This window comes from Xanthomonas maliensis (genome assembly GCF_009192945.1).
Taxonomy (GTDB): Bacteria; Pseudomonadota; Gammaproteobacteria; order Xanthomonadales; family Xanthomonadaceae; genus Xanthomonas; species Xanthomonas maliensis.
The window spans coordinates 63673-80878 of sequence record NZ_NSET01000047.1 but is presented as its reverse complement, the minus strand read 5'-3'; the positions used below and the strand labels follow the sequence as shown (position 1 = coordinate 80878).

The following is a 17206-nucleotide window of genomic DNA, read 5'->3' as shown; positions in this document are numbered from 1 at the left end:
CGTCATTGCGATTTGAGTTGCAGCGCGGTCTGCACGCGCATGGCCTGCCACGCCGGCAGTGCGCCGGCGAGCAGGCTGCTGCACAAGGCCAGCAGCAGCGTGCCCAGCAGCATGCTGCCGTCCATGTGCGCCAGCGAGGCATAGTCGGCCGGTTGCCGCCGCACCAGCCACAGGCCGATCCAGGCGAACAGCAGACCGATCGCGCCGCCCGCCACACCGATCATTCCGGCCTCGACCAGATGCTGGGCGAAGATCGCGCGGCGCGAGGCGCCGAGGGCGCGGCGTACGCCGATTTCGCCGCCATGGCGCAGGAACTTGGCCAGCATCAGACCGACGGTATTGAGCAGGCAGATGCCCAGGAAGACCAACGCCAGCCAAAGTTGCAGGCGCACGTCGGCAGGAACGGCGTGATTTCTATCCAGCCACGTCATCACGTCGCTCAGCCGGTTGTCGGCCGAATGGCTGAAGCGTCCGCTGTCGTGCTGCTGGCGGGCGTAGCTTTCCAGGTAGTCGCGATAGGCGGCCTGCTTGCCGGCATCGCCCAGCTCGACCCAGTACTGGATCCACACGCAGGGGGCGTTTTCGCCAGTCGGGCCATTCGGGCTGTCTCCCCAGCAATCCATCGTGCCGCGGGAGCCGAGTTCCAGTTCGCGCGAGGTCGAAAACGGGACGAATACGTCCTCGCTGTCGGCGTAGGTCTCGTTGGTCATGTCGTAGAAGCGCGGATTCATGCTCCAATCGTCAACCACGCCGACGATGCGCAGCGCCGTGTCGCCGATCTGCAGGTCCTTGCCGACACTGTCGATGTCGCCGAACAGTTGTTCGTTCAGATGCCGCGAAATGACTGCGACCCGCGCGCGGCGGCGATCGTCCTCGCCGGTCCAGGCGTGCCCGTAACGCATCGGTACGGCGAACATCGGGAAGAAATCGGCGCTGGTGTAGCGCGCCTCGACAGAAAACGGAGTCTGGGTCGCGCGCGCCGGCACCACGGTGACGCCGCCGGCGGACATCATCGCCTGGCGGTCGCCGCGCCTGTCGCGCAACAACGCCTCTGCATCGCGGCGGGTCAGCTGCAACGGCGCCTCGCTGGAGGGTTCGTAACTTTCGTCCGGATAGACGTTCATCTCCACGTAGAACAGCCGCGTGCTCTTGCCCGGGATCGGATCGGCGGCCAAGACATGGAACACGGTCAGCGTGGTCATCGATGCGCCGATGCCGATGCCGATGGCGATGGCCAGCACCATCAAGGTGGTGAGCAGCCGGTTGCGGCCGAAGCTGTGCAGCGCCAGTTTGCAGTAATAGCCGAACATGCAGGAGTCCTGAGAAGAAGGTCGGCATGATGCCGGTCGAGCAGAGGCTTCAAGTGCTGCGGGTGGCCACCGCCGGGGGGACAGCGGCCGCGCGCCGTGCCGGCGCCAACACGGCTATCTGCCCGAGCAGCCACAGCGTCACTGCGCCGATCGGCAGGTAGGACACCGGCAGTCGCGGCAGCTCGTACTTGCCCATCAGCCATTGGTTGATGGCGTAGGCGAGCAGCATGCCGAGCACGATGCCGGTGCTGGCCAGCAGGAAGTTCTCGGTTTGGAAATAGCGCAGGATCTGCCCGCGGGTGGCGCCGAGTGCGCGGCGGATGCCGATTTGCTTGGTGCGCTGCTGCACCCAGAAGCTGGCCAGTCCCACGATGCCCAGTGCCGTCACCACCAAGAGCGCAATGCAGACCGCGCCGAGCAGCCACACCATCGCGCGGTCGCCCTGGAAATAGTTGCCGCGGATCTCTTCGTAGGTTTCTTGCTTGAGCACCAGGCGACTGCTGTCGACCTTCATCAGCGCCGCTGCGGCGGCGTTCAGCACCTCCTGGCGCCGTGCGGGATCGGTGACGCGCAGCACGTACAGGCCATCGGCATACGTCATGCGCAGCGGCAGCAACATGGCGTAGTCGATTTCGCCCAGGTTGCCATTTGCATTCGGCCGCGCCAGCGGCTCGACGATGCCCACGACGCGCGCGGCCACCGAGCCGGTGTATACGTTCTTGCCCAAGGCGTTTTGCCCAGGAAACATCTTTTCGGCGGTCGCGCGGTTGAGAATGATCGCCGTGCCTTTTTCCCGCACGCTGTGGCTGGTCTGTGCGTCCTGCAGGTCGATGTATTCGTCGGGCGTGAAGTCGCGTCCGGCCACCAAGCGCAATCCCAGAGTCTTCAGCGTGCCTTCGTCGGCCATGTATTGCGCGGCGTTGAGCGTGGGTCGCTCCTGGTTGGGCGTCAGTCCCAGGCTGGTGTTCCAGGAATAGCGCACGAATGGCATTTGATTGAGCACGGTCGCGTTGCGCACGCCGGGTAGCGCGCGCAACGCGGCCAGGTCTTCGCGGGTACGTGCTGCAGCATTGACCTGCTGGCCAATACCGCCCAGCGACACCGTCACCAGTTCCGATTCGGCGATGCCGCTGGGCCGGTGCAGGGTTTCGATGCGGTTGTCGATCAGGAACAGGGCATTGCAGACGATGGCGCAGGCCAGCGCGATTTCCAGCACGATCAGCGCGGCAGCAGTCTTGTGCCGGCGTAGGGTGGAAAGGATGGGTCGGATATCCATGGCGGTAACCTTGTGCGTAACCTGGGTTGCGGTCCGCCCGCCGCGGCGCGGCGGGCACGGTCGTCAAGAGGATTTGAGCTGCAGCGCCGGGGCGATCTGGATGGCGCGCCAGGCCGGCAGGACACCGGCGAGCAGGCTTGCGACCAAGGCCATGACGAAGGTCAGTACCAGCATCGCCGGATCCAGATGGGCGAGCTTGGCGTAGTCGGCAGGCTGCTGGCGGACCGCCCATAGTCCGACCATGGCCAGCCCGAGCCCGGCGATGCCGCCAGCCAGGCCAATGGCGCCGGCTTCCACCAGGCACTGCGCAAAGATCGCCCAGCGCGAGGCGCCCAACGCCCGGCGCACGCCGATTTCGCCGCTGCGGCGCAGGAACTTGGCCAGCAGCAGGCCGACGGTATTGAGCAGGCAGACCAACAGAAACCCCATCGCCAACCAGAGTTGCAGGCGGACGTCGCCGGGGACCACTTCGTTATGATCCAGCCATTGCATCACGTTGCGCAGGCGCACGTTGTTCGGTCGCTGGAAGCGGCCGGCGGTGCGCTGCTGTTGGGAGTAGTTCTCCAGATAGGCCAGGTAGTCGGCGGCCTGCGATGGCTGTTGCAGCTCTACCCAATACTGCACCCAGCTACAGGGCGCGTTGAGCGCGGTTTGATCGCCGTTGGCATCGCCGAAGCAATTCATGCTGCCGTTGCGTGACATCTGCAGATCCATTGCGACCGAGAACGGCAGATAGGCTTGCTCGTCGGACCCATAGGTATCGGTGACATCGTAGAAGCGCGGGCTGGGCTCCCAGCTGTCGAGCACGCCGAGGATGCGGAAAGTGTTCTTGTCCATGCGCAGCTCGCGGCCGACGCTGTCGGCGCCGTCGAACAGCTTCTCGTTGAGCTGCTTGCTGATGACGACGACGCGCTCGTGACGCTGGTCTTCCGTGGCGGTCCAGGCGTGGCCATACAGGAATGGCGCCTCGAACATCGGAAAGAAGTCGGCCGAGGTGAAGCGGACGTGGGACTTGAAGGGTTTCAGGCCGCTTGAGAGGGGTTGGATCGCGGCTTCGCCACCGGTCATCATCGCCTGACGCTTGGCATGCTTTTCGCGCAGCAAGGCCTCGGCATCGTAGCGCGTGCTCTGGCTATCGGGCTCTTCACCGGGTTGATAGCCGGCCTTGGGCTGCGCATCCACCTGCACGTAGAACAGACGATCGCTCTTGTGCGGAATCGGATCGCCGGAGAGTACGTAGAACACGGTCAAGGTGGTCATGCTGGCGCCGATTCCCAACGCGATCGCCAGCACCATCAGTGCGGTCAGGATCTTGTTGCGGCGAAAGCTGCGCAAGGCGAGGCGGACGTAATAGCCGAACATGGGAACTCCGGATCAGGCGCTACGGGTGGCGATGGCGGGAGGGACGGCGGCGGCGCGCAGGGCCGGGGCGAGCACGGCGAGCTGGCCCAGCGCGCACAGCAGCAGCGCGCCGACCGGCAGGTAGCTGGCCGGCAGCCGTTCCAGTTCGAACACCTGCATCAGCAGCAGGTTTCCGCCGTAGGCCAGCAACATGCCCAGGGCCACGCCGGCGCCGACCAGCAGCAGGTTCTCGGTCTGGAAGTAACCCAGAATGTCGCGGCGGGTGGCGCCGAGCGCGCGGCGGATGCCGATCTGCTTGGTGCGTTGTTGCACCCAGAAGCTGGCCAGGCCAATGATGCCCAGCGCAGTCACCAGCAGCATCGCCACCACCACCGCGAGCAGCAGCCCGGTCATCGCGCGGTCGCTCTGAAAATACGTCTGGCGCAATTCGTCCAGCGGCTTGCTGTTGGCGTTGTCCAGCACCGCTTCGGGCACTGCACGCGCCACCGCGGCGCGCGCCTGCGCCAACACCCGCGGCAGTTCGCGCGGATCGGCGCGCAGCACGTAGGTTCCGGACTGCGCGGCCTCGCGCACCGGGATCACCACCGACCAGTCGCCGCCGATCACGCCATCCTCGCTGCGGCCGGGATCGGGGCGCGCCAGGTGCTCCAGCGTGCCGATCACGCGGAAGTGCCCGCCGGCCCAGAACTCCTTGCCCAGCGGATCTTGGCCCGGCCACAGATGCGCGGCCAGCGCATGCGTGACCCACACGCCGGCCGCGCTCGGGATGCCATTGTCCAGCGGCTGGTAGTCCGCATCTCCGAACATGCGGCCGCTGTCCGGCTTCAGCGCCAGCGCCGCCACGGCACCGGGGCTGACCATGTAGAAGTGCGGCACGCCGCCGATCTGGCTGCAGTCCTGGTCCAGGCACAACCCGTTGTTGAACACCGGCGGTGCGAACGGGACGGTGTTGACGACGCCGGCCGTACGCACGCCGGGTGTGCGGCGCACCGCATCCAGTGCGCGCGCGTTGACGTCGGTTGCGTTGCAGCCGTCGCAGCCGGACAGCGACACCAGCCCGAGGGCGGCCTCGTCGATGCCGCTGCGCAGGTGCACCAGTTGCAGGCGGTTACCGATCAGGAAGAAGGCGTTGCACAGCACCGCGCAGGCCAGCGCCACTTCCAGCGCGATCAGCGTGGCCGCAATGCGATGGCGCGACAGCGCGCTGAGAATGGGCGTGATTTGCATGGCCGCGGGCCCCGGTTACAGACTCTTGAGTTGCATGGCCGGCGCGATACGGCTGGCGCGCAGGGCGGGGAACAGGCCGGCCGCGAGGCTGCAGGCGATCGCCAAGGCGAAGGTGCCGGCGAACGTCGTCAGGTCCAGGTGTGCCAAGTCGGCGTACGCGGTCGGTTGCTGGCGCACGCTCCATAGGCCCAGCAGGGTCAGCAGCCAGCCGCCGGTGCCACCAACCAAGCCGATCACGCTGGCCTCGGTCAGGCACTGCGCGAAGATCGCGCGGCGCGATGCCCCCAGCGCGCGGCGCACGCCGATCTCGCCGCCGCGGCGCAGGAACTTGGCCAGCAGCAGACCGACGCTGTTGAACAGGCACAGGCCCAGGAATGCCAGCGCCAGCCAGCTCTGCAGGCGCACGTCGCCGGGGACCACACGGTTGTGGTCCAGCCATTGCGGCAGCGACAGCAGGCGTGCGGTGTCGGCGCGGCCGATGCGCCCGGCGGCATGCTGCTGCGCCGCGTAATCGGCCAGCAGCCGGCGGTAGTCGGCGACCTTCGCAGGCGTGTCCAGCTGGAGCCACAATTGCAGCCAAACGCATGGCGCATTGCGCAGGTCCATCGCGGACGCTACCTCGCTGAAGCAGGTCCACGGCTGGATGTGGCCATCGTTGACCTCCAGGCTGCTGGACAGCGGCATGAACACGTCCTGTGTCCGACCATAGAAGCTGGCGGTATCGCCATGGGCAAAGCTGCCGCCGGCCAAGGTGTAGAACAGCGGCGAGGGCCGCCACGGCGCCAGCACGCCGACGATGCGCACAGCGGTGCCGCGCACCAGCAGGCTGCGGCCGACGCTGTTGCGGCCCTGGAACAGCTTGGCGTTGAGATCGGACGAGATCACCGCCACCCGCGCCCGGTCCGCGTCCTCGCGTGCACGCCAGCCGCTGCCGTAGGCGAACGGCACCTGGAACATCGGGAAGAAATCGGCCTGGGTCATCAGCAACTGGGTCATCAAGGGCGGGGCGGCGCTGTCCGGCGCGTGCACCTTGATCTGGCTCTCGGCGACCATCGCCTGGCGATCGGCGCGCCCACGCGTCCACAGGTCCATGGCCGAGATGTAGTCGAGCTTGTCGAACGGCTTCTGGTTGGCGCGGTTGCTGGGGCGCGGATCCAGTTGCGCGAAGAAGATCTGCTGGCTGCGCCCCGGCAATGGATCACCGGAGAGCAGTCGCAGCACCGTCAGCGTGGTCATCGCCGCGCCGATGCCCACGGCGATGGACAGCACCATCAGCGCGGTGAGCACCGGGCTGCGGCGCAGGCTGCGCCACGCTTGCTGGAGGTAGTAGCCGAGCATGCCGTCGCCGTGCCGGTCAGCGCGCGGCTGCGGCATCGCTGCCGCCATGCGCCAGTACCGGTTCGCGCTGCAGGTCGGTGGCCTGGCCGTCGACGATGTGCACGTTACGCTGCGCGCGCGCAGCCAATTCCGGATCGTGGGTCACCATGACGATGGTCGAGCCTTGCGCGTTGATCTCTTCCAGCAGTTCGAGCACGCCGCGTGCCATCTGCGAGTCGAGGTTGCCAGTCGGTTCGTCGGCCAGCAGCAGACGTGGGCTGCCGGCAAGCGCACGCGCGATCGCCGCGCGCTGTTGTTGGCCACCGGAGAGTTCGGACGGGTAGTGCCGCATACGCGAGCCCAGCCCAACCCGGCTCAGCGCCTCTTCGATGCGTTGCTTGCGCTCGGCCGCCGCCATGCCGCGATAGCGCAGCGGCACATCGACGTTGTCGAACAGGTTGAGGTCGGGAATCAGGTTGAAGCCTTGGAAGATGAAGCCGATCTTCTGGTTGCGCATGCGCGAGCGCGCGTCGTCGTTGAGATGGCTGACATCCTGCCCATCGAGCAGGTACTGGCCGCTGGTGAAGGTTTCCAACAGACCGGCGATGTTGAGAAAGGTGGTCTTGCCGGAGCCGGAGGGGCCAGTGACGGCGACGAATTCACCTTCACGGACATGCAGGTCCAACGAGCGCAATGCATGCGTCTCGACCTGTTCGGTGCGGAAGACCTTGGAGACGGAGCGCATTTCGAGCATGGCGGAATTCCTTGTGGATGGTGGAGCCGGGAATCGGGACCCGGGCCCCGGGACCCGGTAGATCAAAGGCAAACGGCAAAAGGTGTGTGGGTGTTGTTTGTGCGGGACTCGGTAGATCAGGAGCAAACAGTGAACGTGTGCAGATACTGCTTTTGCGGGTCCCGGGTCCCGGGTCCCGGCCCTAATGCACCGTCACACGCGGAGCATCCGCGAACAGATCGCTGCCGGAGACCACGACGCGGTCGCCAGCTTGCAGGCCCGAGCGGACCTCGACTTCGCCAAGGCTGGTGACGCCGAGTTGGACCGGGCGGCGGATCGCCGTGTTGCCGTCCATGACGTAGGCGTAGCGCCCGCCGGATTGTTCGACGAAGGGGCCGCGCTCGAGCTTGAGCACATTGCGGCGCGTATCCAGCAGCACGCGTGCGCTCATGCGCTGGCTTTGACGCAGACCAGGCGGCTGCCTGTCGGTGAAGCGGATGCGTGCGTTGACCTCGCCGTTGACCACTTCCGGCGATACCGCCGAGATCGCACCGGCGAACGGTTCGCCGCTGCCGCTGGTCAGCTGGGCCGGCATGCCGATCGCCAGGTCGCGGGCGAAGCTCTCCGGAACCTTGATCTCCACCTCGAACTTGGACAGGTCGACCACGCCGAGAATGGGCGCATTGGCGGCGACCTGAGTGTGCTGCACAGCCTGGACCTGGCCGACCTGTCCATCGAAGGGCGCGCGCAAGGTCAGCGCATCCACCTGCCGTTGCACCTCGGTCACCACGGCGCGCTGGCGGTCGGCGAGCAAGCGCTTGTTGCGTGCGTCCAGATCCGCGCCCTCGCTCTTCAAGGCGGCATCGCGCTGGGCGTGCTGCAGCTCGATCTCGGTCTTGCGCAAGGTGTCCTGCGCCTTGGCCAGCTCCACCTGCGGCACCGCGCCGCCGTCGTAGCCGCGCTGATACCGCTCCAGGTCGCGGGCGGCGGCCTGCCGGTCGATCTGGGCCTGGTCGGTAAGCTTGCTGGCATTGGCGCGCGCCAGGGTGGCGTCCAGCGCCGTACGGCTGGCTTCCGCCTCCAGGCCGGCCAGCGTGGCCTGCTCCTGCGCCAGCTTGCTGCGCAGTTCCGGGCTGTCGATCCGCGCCAGCTCCTGTCCCTGCTTGACGACGTCGCCGGCGACCACGCTCAGGGTCACGTTGCCGGCGGAGATGGCATACAGGATCGGACTGTTGGCGGCGATGACGCGGCCGTCGGCGGCGATATCGCGCACCAGATCGCCACGGGTCACGGTGCCGATCCGCACGCGGCTGGCATCGAAGGATCGGCTGCCGGCGCTCCATGCGGACACGGCCCAGCCGATGCAGCCCAGCAGGGCAAGCGTACCGATCGCCGGCAGCAGCCAGCGGCGCCAGACGCGGCCGGTCCCGGAGGAGGGGCGAAGGATCTGGTCCTGGGCGGAGGTGTCGCGGATCATCGGGGTCGCCGGGGTGGAATGGCGAGAATCACAGCAGGTCCCGTGCCAACTATTAAGTCATTGATGTTGAATGTTTTTCTCAGGGCGACGCAGTGTCCGCGGTGTCCGCGGACACCTTGGCGGACAGCATGTCCGCTCGCGGTCATGCAGCGGACAAGAACGGACATCGCTAGACTGGACAGCTTCCCTTGCGAGAGTTGTGTCCTATGTGCGGCATTGTCGGCGCCATCGCCGGACGCGATGTGGTCCCGGTCCTGATCGAAGGGCTCAAGCGCCTGGAGTACCGGGGCTACGATTCCTCCGGCATTGCCGTGCTCGCCGGCAGCCAGCTCCGGCGCGTACGCCGCACCGGACGGGTTGCCGAAATGGCGCAGGCGGCGCATGCCGAGCAGTTCGAGGCGGTGCTGGGCATCGGCCACACCCGCTGGGCCACCCATGGTGGAGTCACCGAGGCCAATGCGCACCCGCATATCAGCGCCGGCGTGGCGCTGGTGCATAACGGCATCATCGAAAACCACGAAGAGCAGCGCGAGAGCCTGCGCGCGCTGGGATACACGTTCGAATCGCAGACCGACACCGAAGTCATCGCCCATCTGATCCACCACCACCTCGGCAGCACCGGCGATCTCCTGGCCGCCTTGCAGCGGACCGTCAAGGAACTCACCGGTGCCTACGCACTGGCGGTGGTCAGCCAGGCCGAGCCGGAGCGTTTGGTGTGTGCACGCATGGGGTGTCCGCTGCTGATCGGCATCGGCGACGGCGAGAACTTCGTCGCCTCGGACGTGTCGGCAGTGGTACAGGCCACGCGTCAGGTGATCTTTCTGGAAGAGGGCGATACCGCCGAGATACGGCGCGACGGCGTGCGCCTCTTCGATGGCAACGATGCGCTCGTGGAGCGGCCGCTGCATCTGTCGGACGTGTCGCTGGCGTCGCTGGAGCTGGGGCCATTCCGCCATTTCATGCAGAAGGAAATCCACGAGCAACCGCGTGCCCTGGCCGACACCATCGAGGCCGCCATCGACGCCAAGGGCTTCCCGGCCACATTGTTCGGTGCGCATGCCGAGGCGGTGTTGCGCGACATCGAGGGTGTGCAGATCCTGGCGTGCGGAACCAGCTACTACGCCGGCATGACTGCGCGTTACTGGATCGAGGCCATCGCCGGCCTGCCCTGCAGCGTGGAGATCGCCAGCGAATATCGCTATCGCGCCGCGCATGCCAATCCCAGGCATCTGATCGTCACCATTTCGCAGTCGGGCGAGACGCTCGACACCATGGAAGCGCTCAAGTACGCCAAGTCGCTGGGGCACCGGCACAGCCTGTCGATCTGCAACGTCCCCGAGAGTGCGATCCCGCGAGCCAGCCAGCTGGTGTGCTACACCCGCGCTGGCGCGGAGATCGGCGTGGCGTCGACCAAGGCCTTTACCACCCAGCTGGCGGTGTTGTTCCAGCTCACCGTGGTACTGGGCAAACTGCATGGCCGGGTTGACGAAGACACTGAAGCCGATTATCTGGAGCAGCTGCGCTTCCTGCCTGGCAGCGTGCAGCATGCACTGAACCTGGAGCCGCAAATCGCGGCCTGGGCCGAGCGCTTTGCCGGCAAGGAAAATGCGCTGTTCCTCGGCCGCGGGCTGCACTATCCGATCGCCTTGGAAGGCGCGCTCAAGCTCAAGGAAATCTCCTACATCCATGCCGAGGCCTACCCGGCCGGCGAGTTGAAACATGGCCCTCTCGCGCTGGTCGATGCCACCATGCCGGTGGTTGTGATCGCGCCCAACGATCGCTTGCTGGAGAAGGTCAAGTCGAACATGCAGGAAGTGCGCGCCCGCGGCGGTGAGCTGTTCGTCTTCGCCGACCAGGACAGTCAATTCAGCGAGTCCGACGGCGTCCACGTGATCCGCACGCCGCGCCATGCCGGCGTACTCTCGCCGGTGACCCACACCATCCCGGTCCAGTTGCTGGCCTATCACACCGCGCTGGCGCGCGGCACCGATGTGGACAAGCCGCGCAACCTGGCCAAGTCGGTGACGGTGGAATAAGCGGGGCATTGGCAGCCCCGGGGTTGGTCTGCCAACCGATTGGCCCACGATATGCATAAGCTCCTGGCGAGGGTCACACCACGCAGGAGGACGTATGTACGAGTCTTTCAAACAGGGGGCGCCGGCGGAATTGTGGCAGGCGCTGGTGCGCGAGGCAGGGCAGCGAATCGCCCGGCCTTTGGACGAATCCCGCGAGCACTACCTGGTGTTCGTGCTGCTGCGCTTTCAGCGCGATGCGCATCTGCTTTCGCGTACGCAGGCGCTGGCATGGCTGCATGCGCAGGAGCAGGTCGGTAGCGTCCGTGCCGATGCCTTGCGCGATGTCGGCGATGGTTGCCTGCTGATCGCCGGCTTGTTTCCCGGTGTGGCGCAACGCCGCCGGCTGAGCCTGGACTACTTCATCGATCTGGGGCGCGGCGCCTACGCTGAAGTCGCTGACACCCGCTGCAGCGATGCCGGATTATTCGCCGACCTCGCCAGCAGTTATCGCGAATTGGTGCGCACCTTGGCGGCGCTGCGTCCGCCAAGAACCTGGCAGTCTGGCGCTGGCGGCATCTTGCACGCTTGAGTGGCGCGCGCGTAGGCCGGGTGGGCCGCGACAGCAGGTCGGGGTCGACCCGACTGTCAACCGCGCGACAGGCCGCCACACTGCCTGGGCAGGCCGAAGTGTCAGGGGAGCATGCTGCTCGTTGCATCAAGGAACTGCGCTGTCGACCGCCGATCCGCTTCGCGATGGGCGGTGCTTTTCGTCGCCCGGCGCAATGACATTGGCGGCGCCATCATCCATCGGAAGGGATCAATGAAGGTTTCGATTGCAGCAGCGCTGTTGGCGCTGTCCGGCGCCGCTAGCGCGCAAGATGTACCACCCGGCTATGCCGGCCACGGCGGCATGACGTTGCAGGAGATCGATCCTGCCATCTACGCCTATCACTACGATCATGGTTTCGTTGGCGAAGACGCCATGGGCTGGGATCCGGCGCTGCAATTCGCTTGGTCGCGTATCGCGGCCGCCAAGGTCTGCGGACAACAAGCGCTATCCGATGCAGTGATCGACAAGCTGGTCGCGCAGTATGGCAAGGATCCCTTGGTGCATCAGATAACCGGCATCGGCTTCCATGAAGCACAGATGCGGGCAGCGGGCACCTTCTGTACGCCTGCTCGCGTTACGGAAGCCACTACGGTGGTACCTGCGTTTGCAGGCGGGGATTTCACCACGGCAACTGCGTATGCGGCTGCTGCTGAGTCGGGAACACTTGTGGTTGCAGCACAGCCGGCCGCCATCTCCGACGGAGCTGCATCGGCTGCGCTGTCGCTTCCTGCAGACTGGGCCCTGCGGCTGCCATTACAGACACGCATGATTGTTAGCTCTAACGGCCAGCCGGCCGGAGATGAAATGTTGCACGTGATCCGTCGTGGTCATACCGGCGCAGTCATCGCTGGTCAGGTGGTTGGGAGTGCGATGGCCGCCGCGATTTTCGGCAGGGTGGGTGGATTCACCTTTGACAAACGTCAGTTGAAGGGCGAAGAGATACAAAGTATCCGCAACCCTGGGTACGCATTGCAGCGCGATGCAATCAGCATGCAGTTGAAGCGTTATTTCACCGCAAAGCCGGGCGCAATGCCGATCGATCGCTTTCCGATGCAGGTGCTCATGTCTGAATGGCGGCTGGTCTATCAAAGCTTGAGCGACGGTAAGTCTCCCTACGAATTGCGCTACCAAGTCAATATCGGTGGGGAGTCGTCAAGCGGGTTCTTCAAGCGCAAAGCCAGTCCGTATAGTTTGGCTTGTCAGCCCACTCCTCGCACCGCGTCGATCGAGGAATGGGAGGCTAACGACTACGCGTTGGTCAAAGAAGCTGCACAAGCCTATAGCGACGAATGCGCAGCGAAATTCGCCGAGCAGCTGCCTCAGTGGTTCCCAGACAAGGAAGCTGTTGCGGCTAACTAACGCGCCCAGGCACCAGATGCGTCTGTACCGGTCGCTGTTGCTGCCTTCAACGAGTGCGCCGCTGCCGCGATGGTCTGGCAGCACAGCTGGATAGAGTCTCTGCAATGCTATGCGGCGTCGAATCAAAGTGCCCGGGGGAAACCCGGGCACTTTCGTTTGCGTCACGCCAACGGCGTATTGGAGATGATCTCCACCCAATAGCCATCCGGATCCTTGATGAAGGCCAGATGCTTCATGCGGCCATCCTCCAGGCGCTTCTGGTACGACACGCCCAGGCTGTCGAAGCGTGCGCAGGCAGCGTGGATGTCCGGCACCGACACGCAGATATGGCCGAAGCCGCGCGGATCGCTGTTGCCGTCGTGGTACACCGGGCCTTCCTGGGCCTCGGTGCCATGGTTGTGGGTGAGCTCCAGCACACCGGGGATGCCGGCCATCCACAGACGACGCTGAGCATCGTCCTCCGGCACCGCGGCATCAGGCGGTAGCAGGGCCAGGAAATACAGGCTGAACTTCGCTTCTTCGAAATGACGCGCATCGAGCAGGCGGAAGCCCAGCACGCGCGTGTAGAAGTCCAGCGCACGTTGCGCATCCTTGACGCGCAACATGGTGTGGTTGAACACGAAGCCCTGGGTCTGTGCGGGGGCGGGGCTGACGCCGGGCACGTGTTGCAGCTCGGTCAAGGACATGGGGAACTCCTGAAACAGGGGAAGAGAAGCGGCATGATCCCGCCTGCATCCCAGTTTACTCGGGCGTCGGTCATCGCCGTGTTTGCGCGTTGCAACGCACTGATCCGGGAGCGCTGGCGTAGGACGCGGCTGCAGGCCAGGCAAGGGGCCACCATCTGCGCCGAGCACTAACGAGCGCGCGCTGCCTGCCTGCCCGCGCGAGGCGGTGGCCGACGGACTGCCTTGATCTGCCCCGGCGTGGCCGGAGCAAGGCAACACCGCAAGGCGGTACGGACACCCACCTTGCAGTGGGTAGTCCCTGTTCAGAACCAGAGTCTGAGCCCCACGAGCCATTGTTGGTCGCGTTGTCCATCGCCCTGTGCTGCTGCGCGCCTTGCGCTGTCGCCGTAAGCGCGCTGGTGCACCCAGCCCACATAGGGCGCGAAACGGCGATTGATCTCATAGCGTAGCCTGAGCCCGAATTCGACCTGTTCCAGGCCGCTGTCGATGCCGCGTCGGCGGTCGTTGGTCACGGCGATATCGGCTTCCACGCGCGGCTGCAGGATCAGCCGGTTGGTCAACAACAGATCATATTCGCCCTCCAGCCGCAGGGCGGTGGCTCCGCCCCTGCCCAGATAGAGCGTGGCTTCGGTCTCGAACTTGTAGGGCGCCAGGCCTTGTATGCCGAGGGCCGCACGGCCGCGGGCAGCGTCGCCGACGTCCTGGCGGCCGCCGATCAATAGATCCCACCACGGCGAAATGGCATGGCCGTAGAACGCTTCGACGAAGCCTGCCGTGTCGCTTCCCGCCTGGTGTTCGCCTTCGCTGCGCAGCCAGAGACGATCGATGTCGCCACCGATCCAGGCGCGTGCTTCCCACGCCTGGCCGCTGCCATCGCGATCGTCATGATGTTCCAGGCGATCCAGCAGCACGTAGTGGTTGATGGCGGGCGCATGCATCGCATGTGGTTGCAGCGGCGGGAACGCGGCGGCAATGTCCGCGGCGGTGGGCGGGGGCAGTGGTGATGCCGGTGAGGCCTGCGCCGACGACGGTGCCTCGGCTGCTGTCGATACGTTACCGTGTGCCCCCGCATGCGCGTGCGCGGCGTGATCCATTGCAGCCTCGCCCATCCCCGCGTGCTGCATGTCGGAATGGTCCATCGCTGCGTGATCCATCGCCGCCGGGGACTGCGGCGGGGAGGTATCCGCCGCGTGCATGTCGTGCCCGGCATGGCCCATCGCAGCGTGATCGATGGCTGGCGCATCCATCGCGGTGCCATGCGGATGCCCCTGCGCGCCGTGGTCCGCGGCGTGCATCATGTCGGTGGGATCGGTTGCCGCCGTCGGCGTATCGGTCTGGGTGTGGATCTGCGCCGTATGCGCATGGACGTCATCGATCGCGGATGTGTCCGCCGAGGTGTCCGGATCGGCGATGGGCGGCGCTGCCGGCGTGCCGATGACGCTCGCTGGCGCGACCGCGACGCCCTGCGATGCCGGCAGCGGGGGAGGATGGTCCTGCGCGGCCGCTGCGCCGGAAGTGAGCAGCGCCGCCAGCAAGGTCAGGGGGGAGGTGCGCCGGCTCATACGTCCACCCGCACTTCGCGCATCATGCCCGCTTCCATGTGGTAAAGCAGGTGGCAGTGGTAGGCCCAACGGCCTAGCGCATCGGCGCGAACGCGATAGCTGCGGCGCGTGCCCGGCGGCATGTCGATGGTGTGCTTGCGCACCTGGAACCTGCCATCGGCGTCTTCCAGATCGCTCCACAGCCCGTGCAGGTGGATCGGATGCTGCATCATGGTGTCGTTGACCAGCACGATGCGCACACGTTCGCCGTAGCGCAGACGAAGCGGATCTGCCGAGGCGAACGGGATGCCGTCGAACGACCAGGCGAACTTTTCCATATGCCCGGTCAGGTGCAATTCGATTTGGCGCCCCGGCTCGCGTCCGTCCGGATCGTCGAACAGGCTGTGCAGATCGGCATAGCACAGCACGCGGCGGCCGTTGTCGCGCAACCCGATGCCGGGATCATCCAACCGCGGGCTGGTGGCATCGCTGCGCATGTCGATCAGCGGGTTGCCGCGTTCGCTGGCGGCGTGCTGCGGTGCCTTGGCAGACGATTGCACGTCATCGTCCTGCGCGTGCTGGTGCTGCATCGGCATCGCATGCTGCATGCCCTGCATGTCATGTCCCTCGTGGGTGCCCTGCATCCCGCCATGTCCGCCAGCCGTGCCATGGCCCATGTCCTGCATCGTCAGCAGCGGGCGCCGGTCCAGCGCGGGCAGCGGCGCCTGCAGGCCGTGGCGCACCGCGAGCGTGCCGCAGGCGAAGCCAGTACGGCCCATGTCCTGGGCGAAAATGCGGAAGGCGTCCTGCCCCGTAGGCTCGACCAGCACGTCGAAGGTCTCGGCCGGGGCGATGCGCAGCTCATCGACGCTGACCGGATGCACGTATTGGCCATCGGCGGCCACCACGGTCAGGCGCAGGCCGGGAATGCGCAGATCGAAGTAGCTCATCGATGCGCCATTGATGATGCGCAGCAAGACCTTTTCGCCGGGCACGAACAGACCCGTCCAGTTGCCTGCCGGTGCGACGCCATTGAGCAGGTAGGTGTAGGTGTTGGCATTGACGTCCGACAGGTCGGTCGGCGTCATGCGCATGCGCCCCCACATGCCGCGGTCGGCGAGGGTGGCGCGCCAGCCGTCCTGGCGCACATCGCGCACGAAGTCGCCGAGCGTGCGCTGGGCGTAATTGTCGTGGCTGGGCATTTGCTTGAGACGCCGGAACAGCGCGGCCGGATCCAGGTCGGTCCAGTCCGACAGCAGCAACACATGCTCGCGGTCGTAGCGATACGGCGGCGGCGACAGCGGGTCGATGACGATCGCGCCGTACAGGCCGGACTGTTCCTGGAACAGCGAGTGGCTGTGGTACCAGTAGGTGCCGGACTGCCGCAGCGGGAATTCGTACAGATACTCCTGGCCGGGCGCGATGCCATCGAAGCTCAGGCCGGGCACGCCGTCCATGCGGGCCGGCAACAACAGCCCATGCCAGTGCACCGAGGTCGCTTGATCGGGCAAGGCGTTGCGAACCCGGATGCGCACGGTGTCGCCTTCGCGCCAGCGCAGGATCGGCGCCGGCAGGCGCTGGTTGACGGTGATGGCCGTGCGCGCACGGCCGGTGATGGCCACCGGCAGGCGGCCGATCTGCAGCGTGTGGCGGCTGCCGCGCAACTCCAACGCAGGGACGGCGGCGTGCGCGTTGGGGCGCCACAGGCCGGTGGCGGCGGCCACGCCACCCAGCGCCAGGCCGTGCACAAAACGGCGTCGGCCCAGGCCGACGGGGGACGGGGAATCCAGGGACATGGGACCTCCAGCGCGCGACCGATCCACGGTGACGCGTCATGAACACGCCCGCGCCAAGCGCGGGGCCGATGCGGCATGCGCCGCCCGGCATCAGGCGATGGGAGGTCGGACCGGTTGTTCGGGGGGCGGGCTGCTGCGTCCGGCCGTCAGTGGGCGGGGCAGCAGTGGTCGGCCCTGCGGGGTGGCCGGCACCATCGGCAGGCTCAACAGCGCCAGACTGGCGTGTTGCAGGCACTCGCAGCTGCCGAGGGCGCAGCAATCCGGCGCAGGGTGTGCGGCATGCCCCGCATGTGCCGCCGCGTGCGGGCTCGCGTGCGCGTCCATGTGATGGCAAGGCGCGTGTGCACCCGCTGGCGCGGCGTGCGCGGAGGCCATCGATCCCGCCATTGCCATGCCGACCGACGCCCACGCGCCGACCGCCGTATTGGCGATCAGGCACAGGCACAGCAGCAGGCGGAGCAGGCGATGCGACACGGGCGACCGGGAAGCGGGCGAGG

General features: G+C 66.3%; 14 protein-coding genes. 3 read left to right on the top strand and 11 right to left on the bottom strand.

Annotated elements, in window-relative coordinates; translation table 11 throughout:
* Window positions 1–2: 2 nt before the first annotated feature.
* From CKY51_RS14845 to CKY51_RS14815, 7 genes are all read right to left on the bottom strand, one after another.
* Window positions 3–1310, bottom strand: coding sequence for an ABC transporter permease (locus CKY51_RS14845; protein ID WP_022973561.1), 1308 nt, complete (start codon window positions 1308–1310; stop codon window positions 3–5).
* Between the two features lie 49 nt (window positions 1311–1359).
* The gene (locus CKY51_RS14840; RefSeq protein ID WP_022973560.1) at window positions 1360–2586 is read right to left on the bottom strand and encodes an ABC transporter permease; all 1227 of its coding nucleotides are present in this window, start codon (window positions 2584–2586) and stop codon (window positions 1360–1362) included.
* Between the two features lie 63 nt (window positions 2587–2649).
* Complete coding sequence (locus CKY51_RS14835) at window positions 2650–3948, bottom strand: ABC transporter permease (protein ID WP_152249445.1); 1299 nt, start codon at window positions 3946–3948, stop codon at window positions 2650–2652.
* 12 nt (window positions 3949–3960) lie between these two features.
* Window positions 3961–5175: an ABC transporter permease gene (locus CKY51_RS14830; RefSeq protein WP_022973557.1), complete on the bottom strand. Its 1215-nt coding sequence runs from the start codon at window positions 5173–5175 to the stop codon at window positions 3961–3963.
* A 15-nt stretch (window positions 5176–5190) separates the two neighbouring features.
* Window positions 5191–6513 (bottom strand): ABC transporter permease, encoded by a 1323-nt coding sequence (locus CKY51_RS14825; RefSeq protein ID WP_031340423.1) that lies wholly within the window; start codon window positions 6511–6513, stop codon window positions 5191–5193.
* A gap of 16 nt (window positions 6514–6529) precedes the next feature.
* The gene (locus tag CKY51_RS14820) at window positions 6530–7246 is read right to left on the bottom strand and encodes an ABC transporter ATP-binding protein (protein ID WP_152249444.1); all 717 of its coding nucleotides are present in this window, start codon (window positions 7244–7246) and stop codon (window positions 6530–6532) included.
* 181 nt (window positions 7247–7427) lie between these two features.
* A complete protein-coding gene (locus CKY51_RS14815) occupies window positions 7428–8702 on the bottom strand; it encodes an efflux RND transporter periplasmic adaptor subunit (protein ID WP_022973554.1) in 1275 nt (424 codons plus the stop codon).
* A 206-nt stretch (window positions 8703–8908) separates the two neighbouring features.
* Between CKY51_RS14815 and glmS the strand changes: the two genes are divergently transcribed.
* The 3 genes from glmS to CKY51_RS22490 all read left to right on the top strand — a co-directional run bounded on the left by glmS (window position 8909) and on the right by CKY51_RS22490 (window position 12686).
* The gene (gene glmS, locus CKY51_RS14810) at window positions 8909–10738 is read left to right on the top strand and encodes a glutamine--fructose-6-phosphate transaminase (isomerizing) (RefSeq protein ID WP_022973553.1); all 1830 of its coding nucleotides are present in this window, start codon (window positions 8909–8911) and stop codon (window positions 10736–10738) included.
* 94 nt (window positions 10739–10832) lie between these two features.
* Window positions 10833–11306 (top strand): hypothetical protein, encoded by a 474-nt coding sequence (locus CKY51_RS14805; RefSeq protein WP_022973552.1) that lies wholly within the window; start codon window positions 10833–10835, stop codon window positions 11304–11306.
* Window positions 11307–11537: 231 nt separating this feature from the next.
* Window positions 11538–12686 (top strand): hypothetical protein, encoded by a 1149-nt coding sequence (locus CKY51_RS22490; protein WP_170292335.1) that lies wholly within the window; start codon window positions 11538–11540, stop codon window positions 12684–12686.
* A gap of 161 nt (window positions 12687–12847) precedes the next feature.
* On the opposite strand, the gene gloA is transcribed toward CKY51_RS22490, so the two are convergent.
* The 4 genes from gloA to CKY51_RS14775 all read right to left on the bottom strand — a co-directional run bounded on the left by gloA (window position 12848) and on the right by CKY51_RS14775 (window position 17183).
* Entirely contained in the window at window positions 12848–13372 is a 525-nt protein-coding gene (gene gloA, locus CKY51_RS14790; protein WP_152249443.1) for a lactoylglutathione lyase, read from the bottom strand.
* 302 nt (window positions 13373–13674) lie between these two features.
* Window positions 13675–14670: a copper resistance protein B gene (locus tag CKY51_RS14785; protein WP_425479900.1), complete on the bottom strand. Its 996-nt coding sequence runs from the start codon at window positions 14668–14670 to the stop codon at window positions 13675–13677.
* 260 nt (window positions 14671–14930) lie between these two features.
* On the bottom strand, window positions 14931–16709 hold the full coding sequence (locus CKY51_RS14780; protein WP_022973548.1) for a copper resistance system multicopper oxidase: 1779 nt from the start codon (window positions 16707–16709) through the stop codon (window positions 14931–14933).
* A gap of 90 nt (window positions 16710–16799) precedes the next feature.
* Window positions 16800–17183, bottom strand: coding sequence for a CopL family metal-binding regulatory protein (locus tag CKY51_RS14775; protein ID WP_052172291.1), 384 nt, complete (start codon window positions 17181–17183; stop codon window positions 16800–16802).
* Window positions 17184–17206 lie beyond the last annotated feature (23 nt).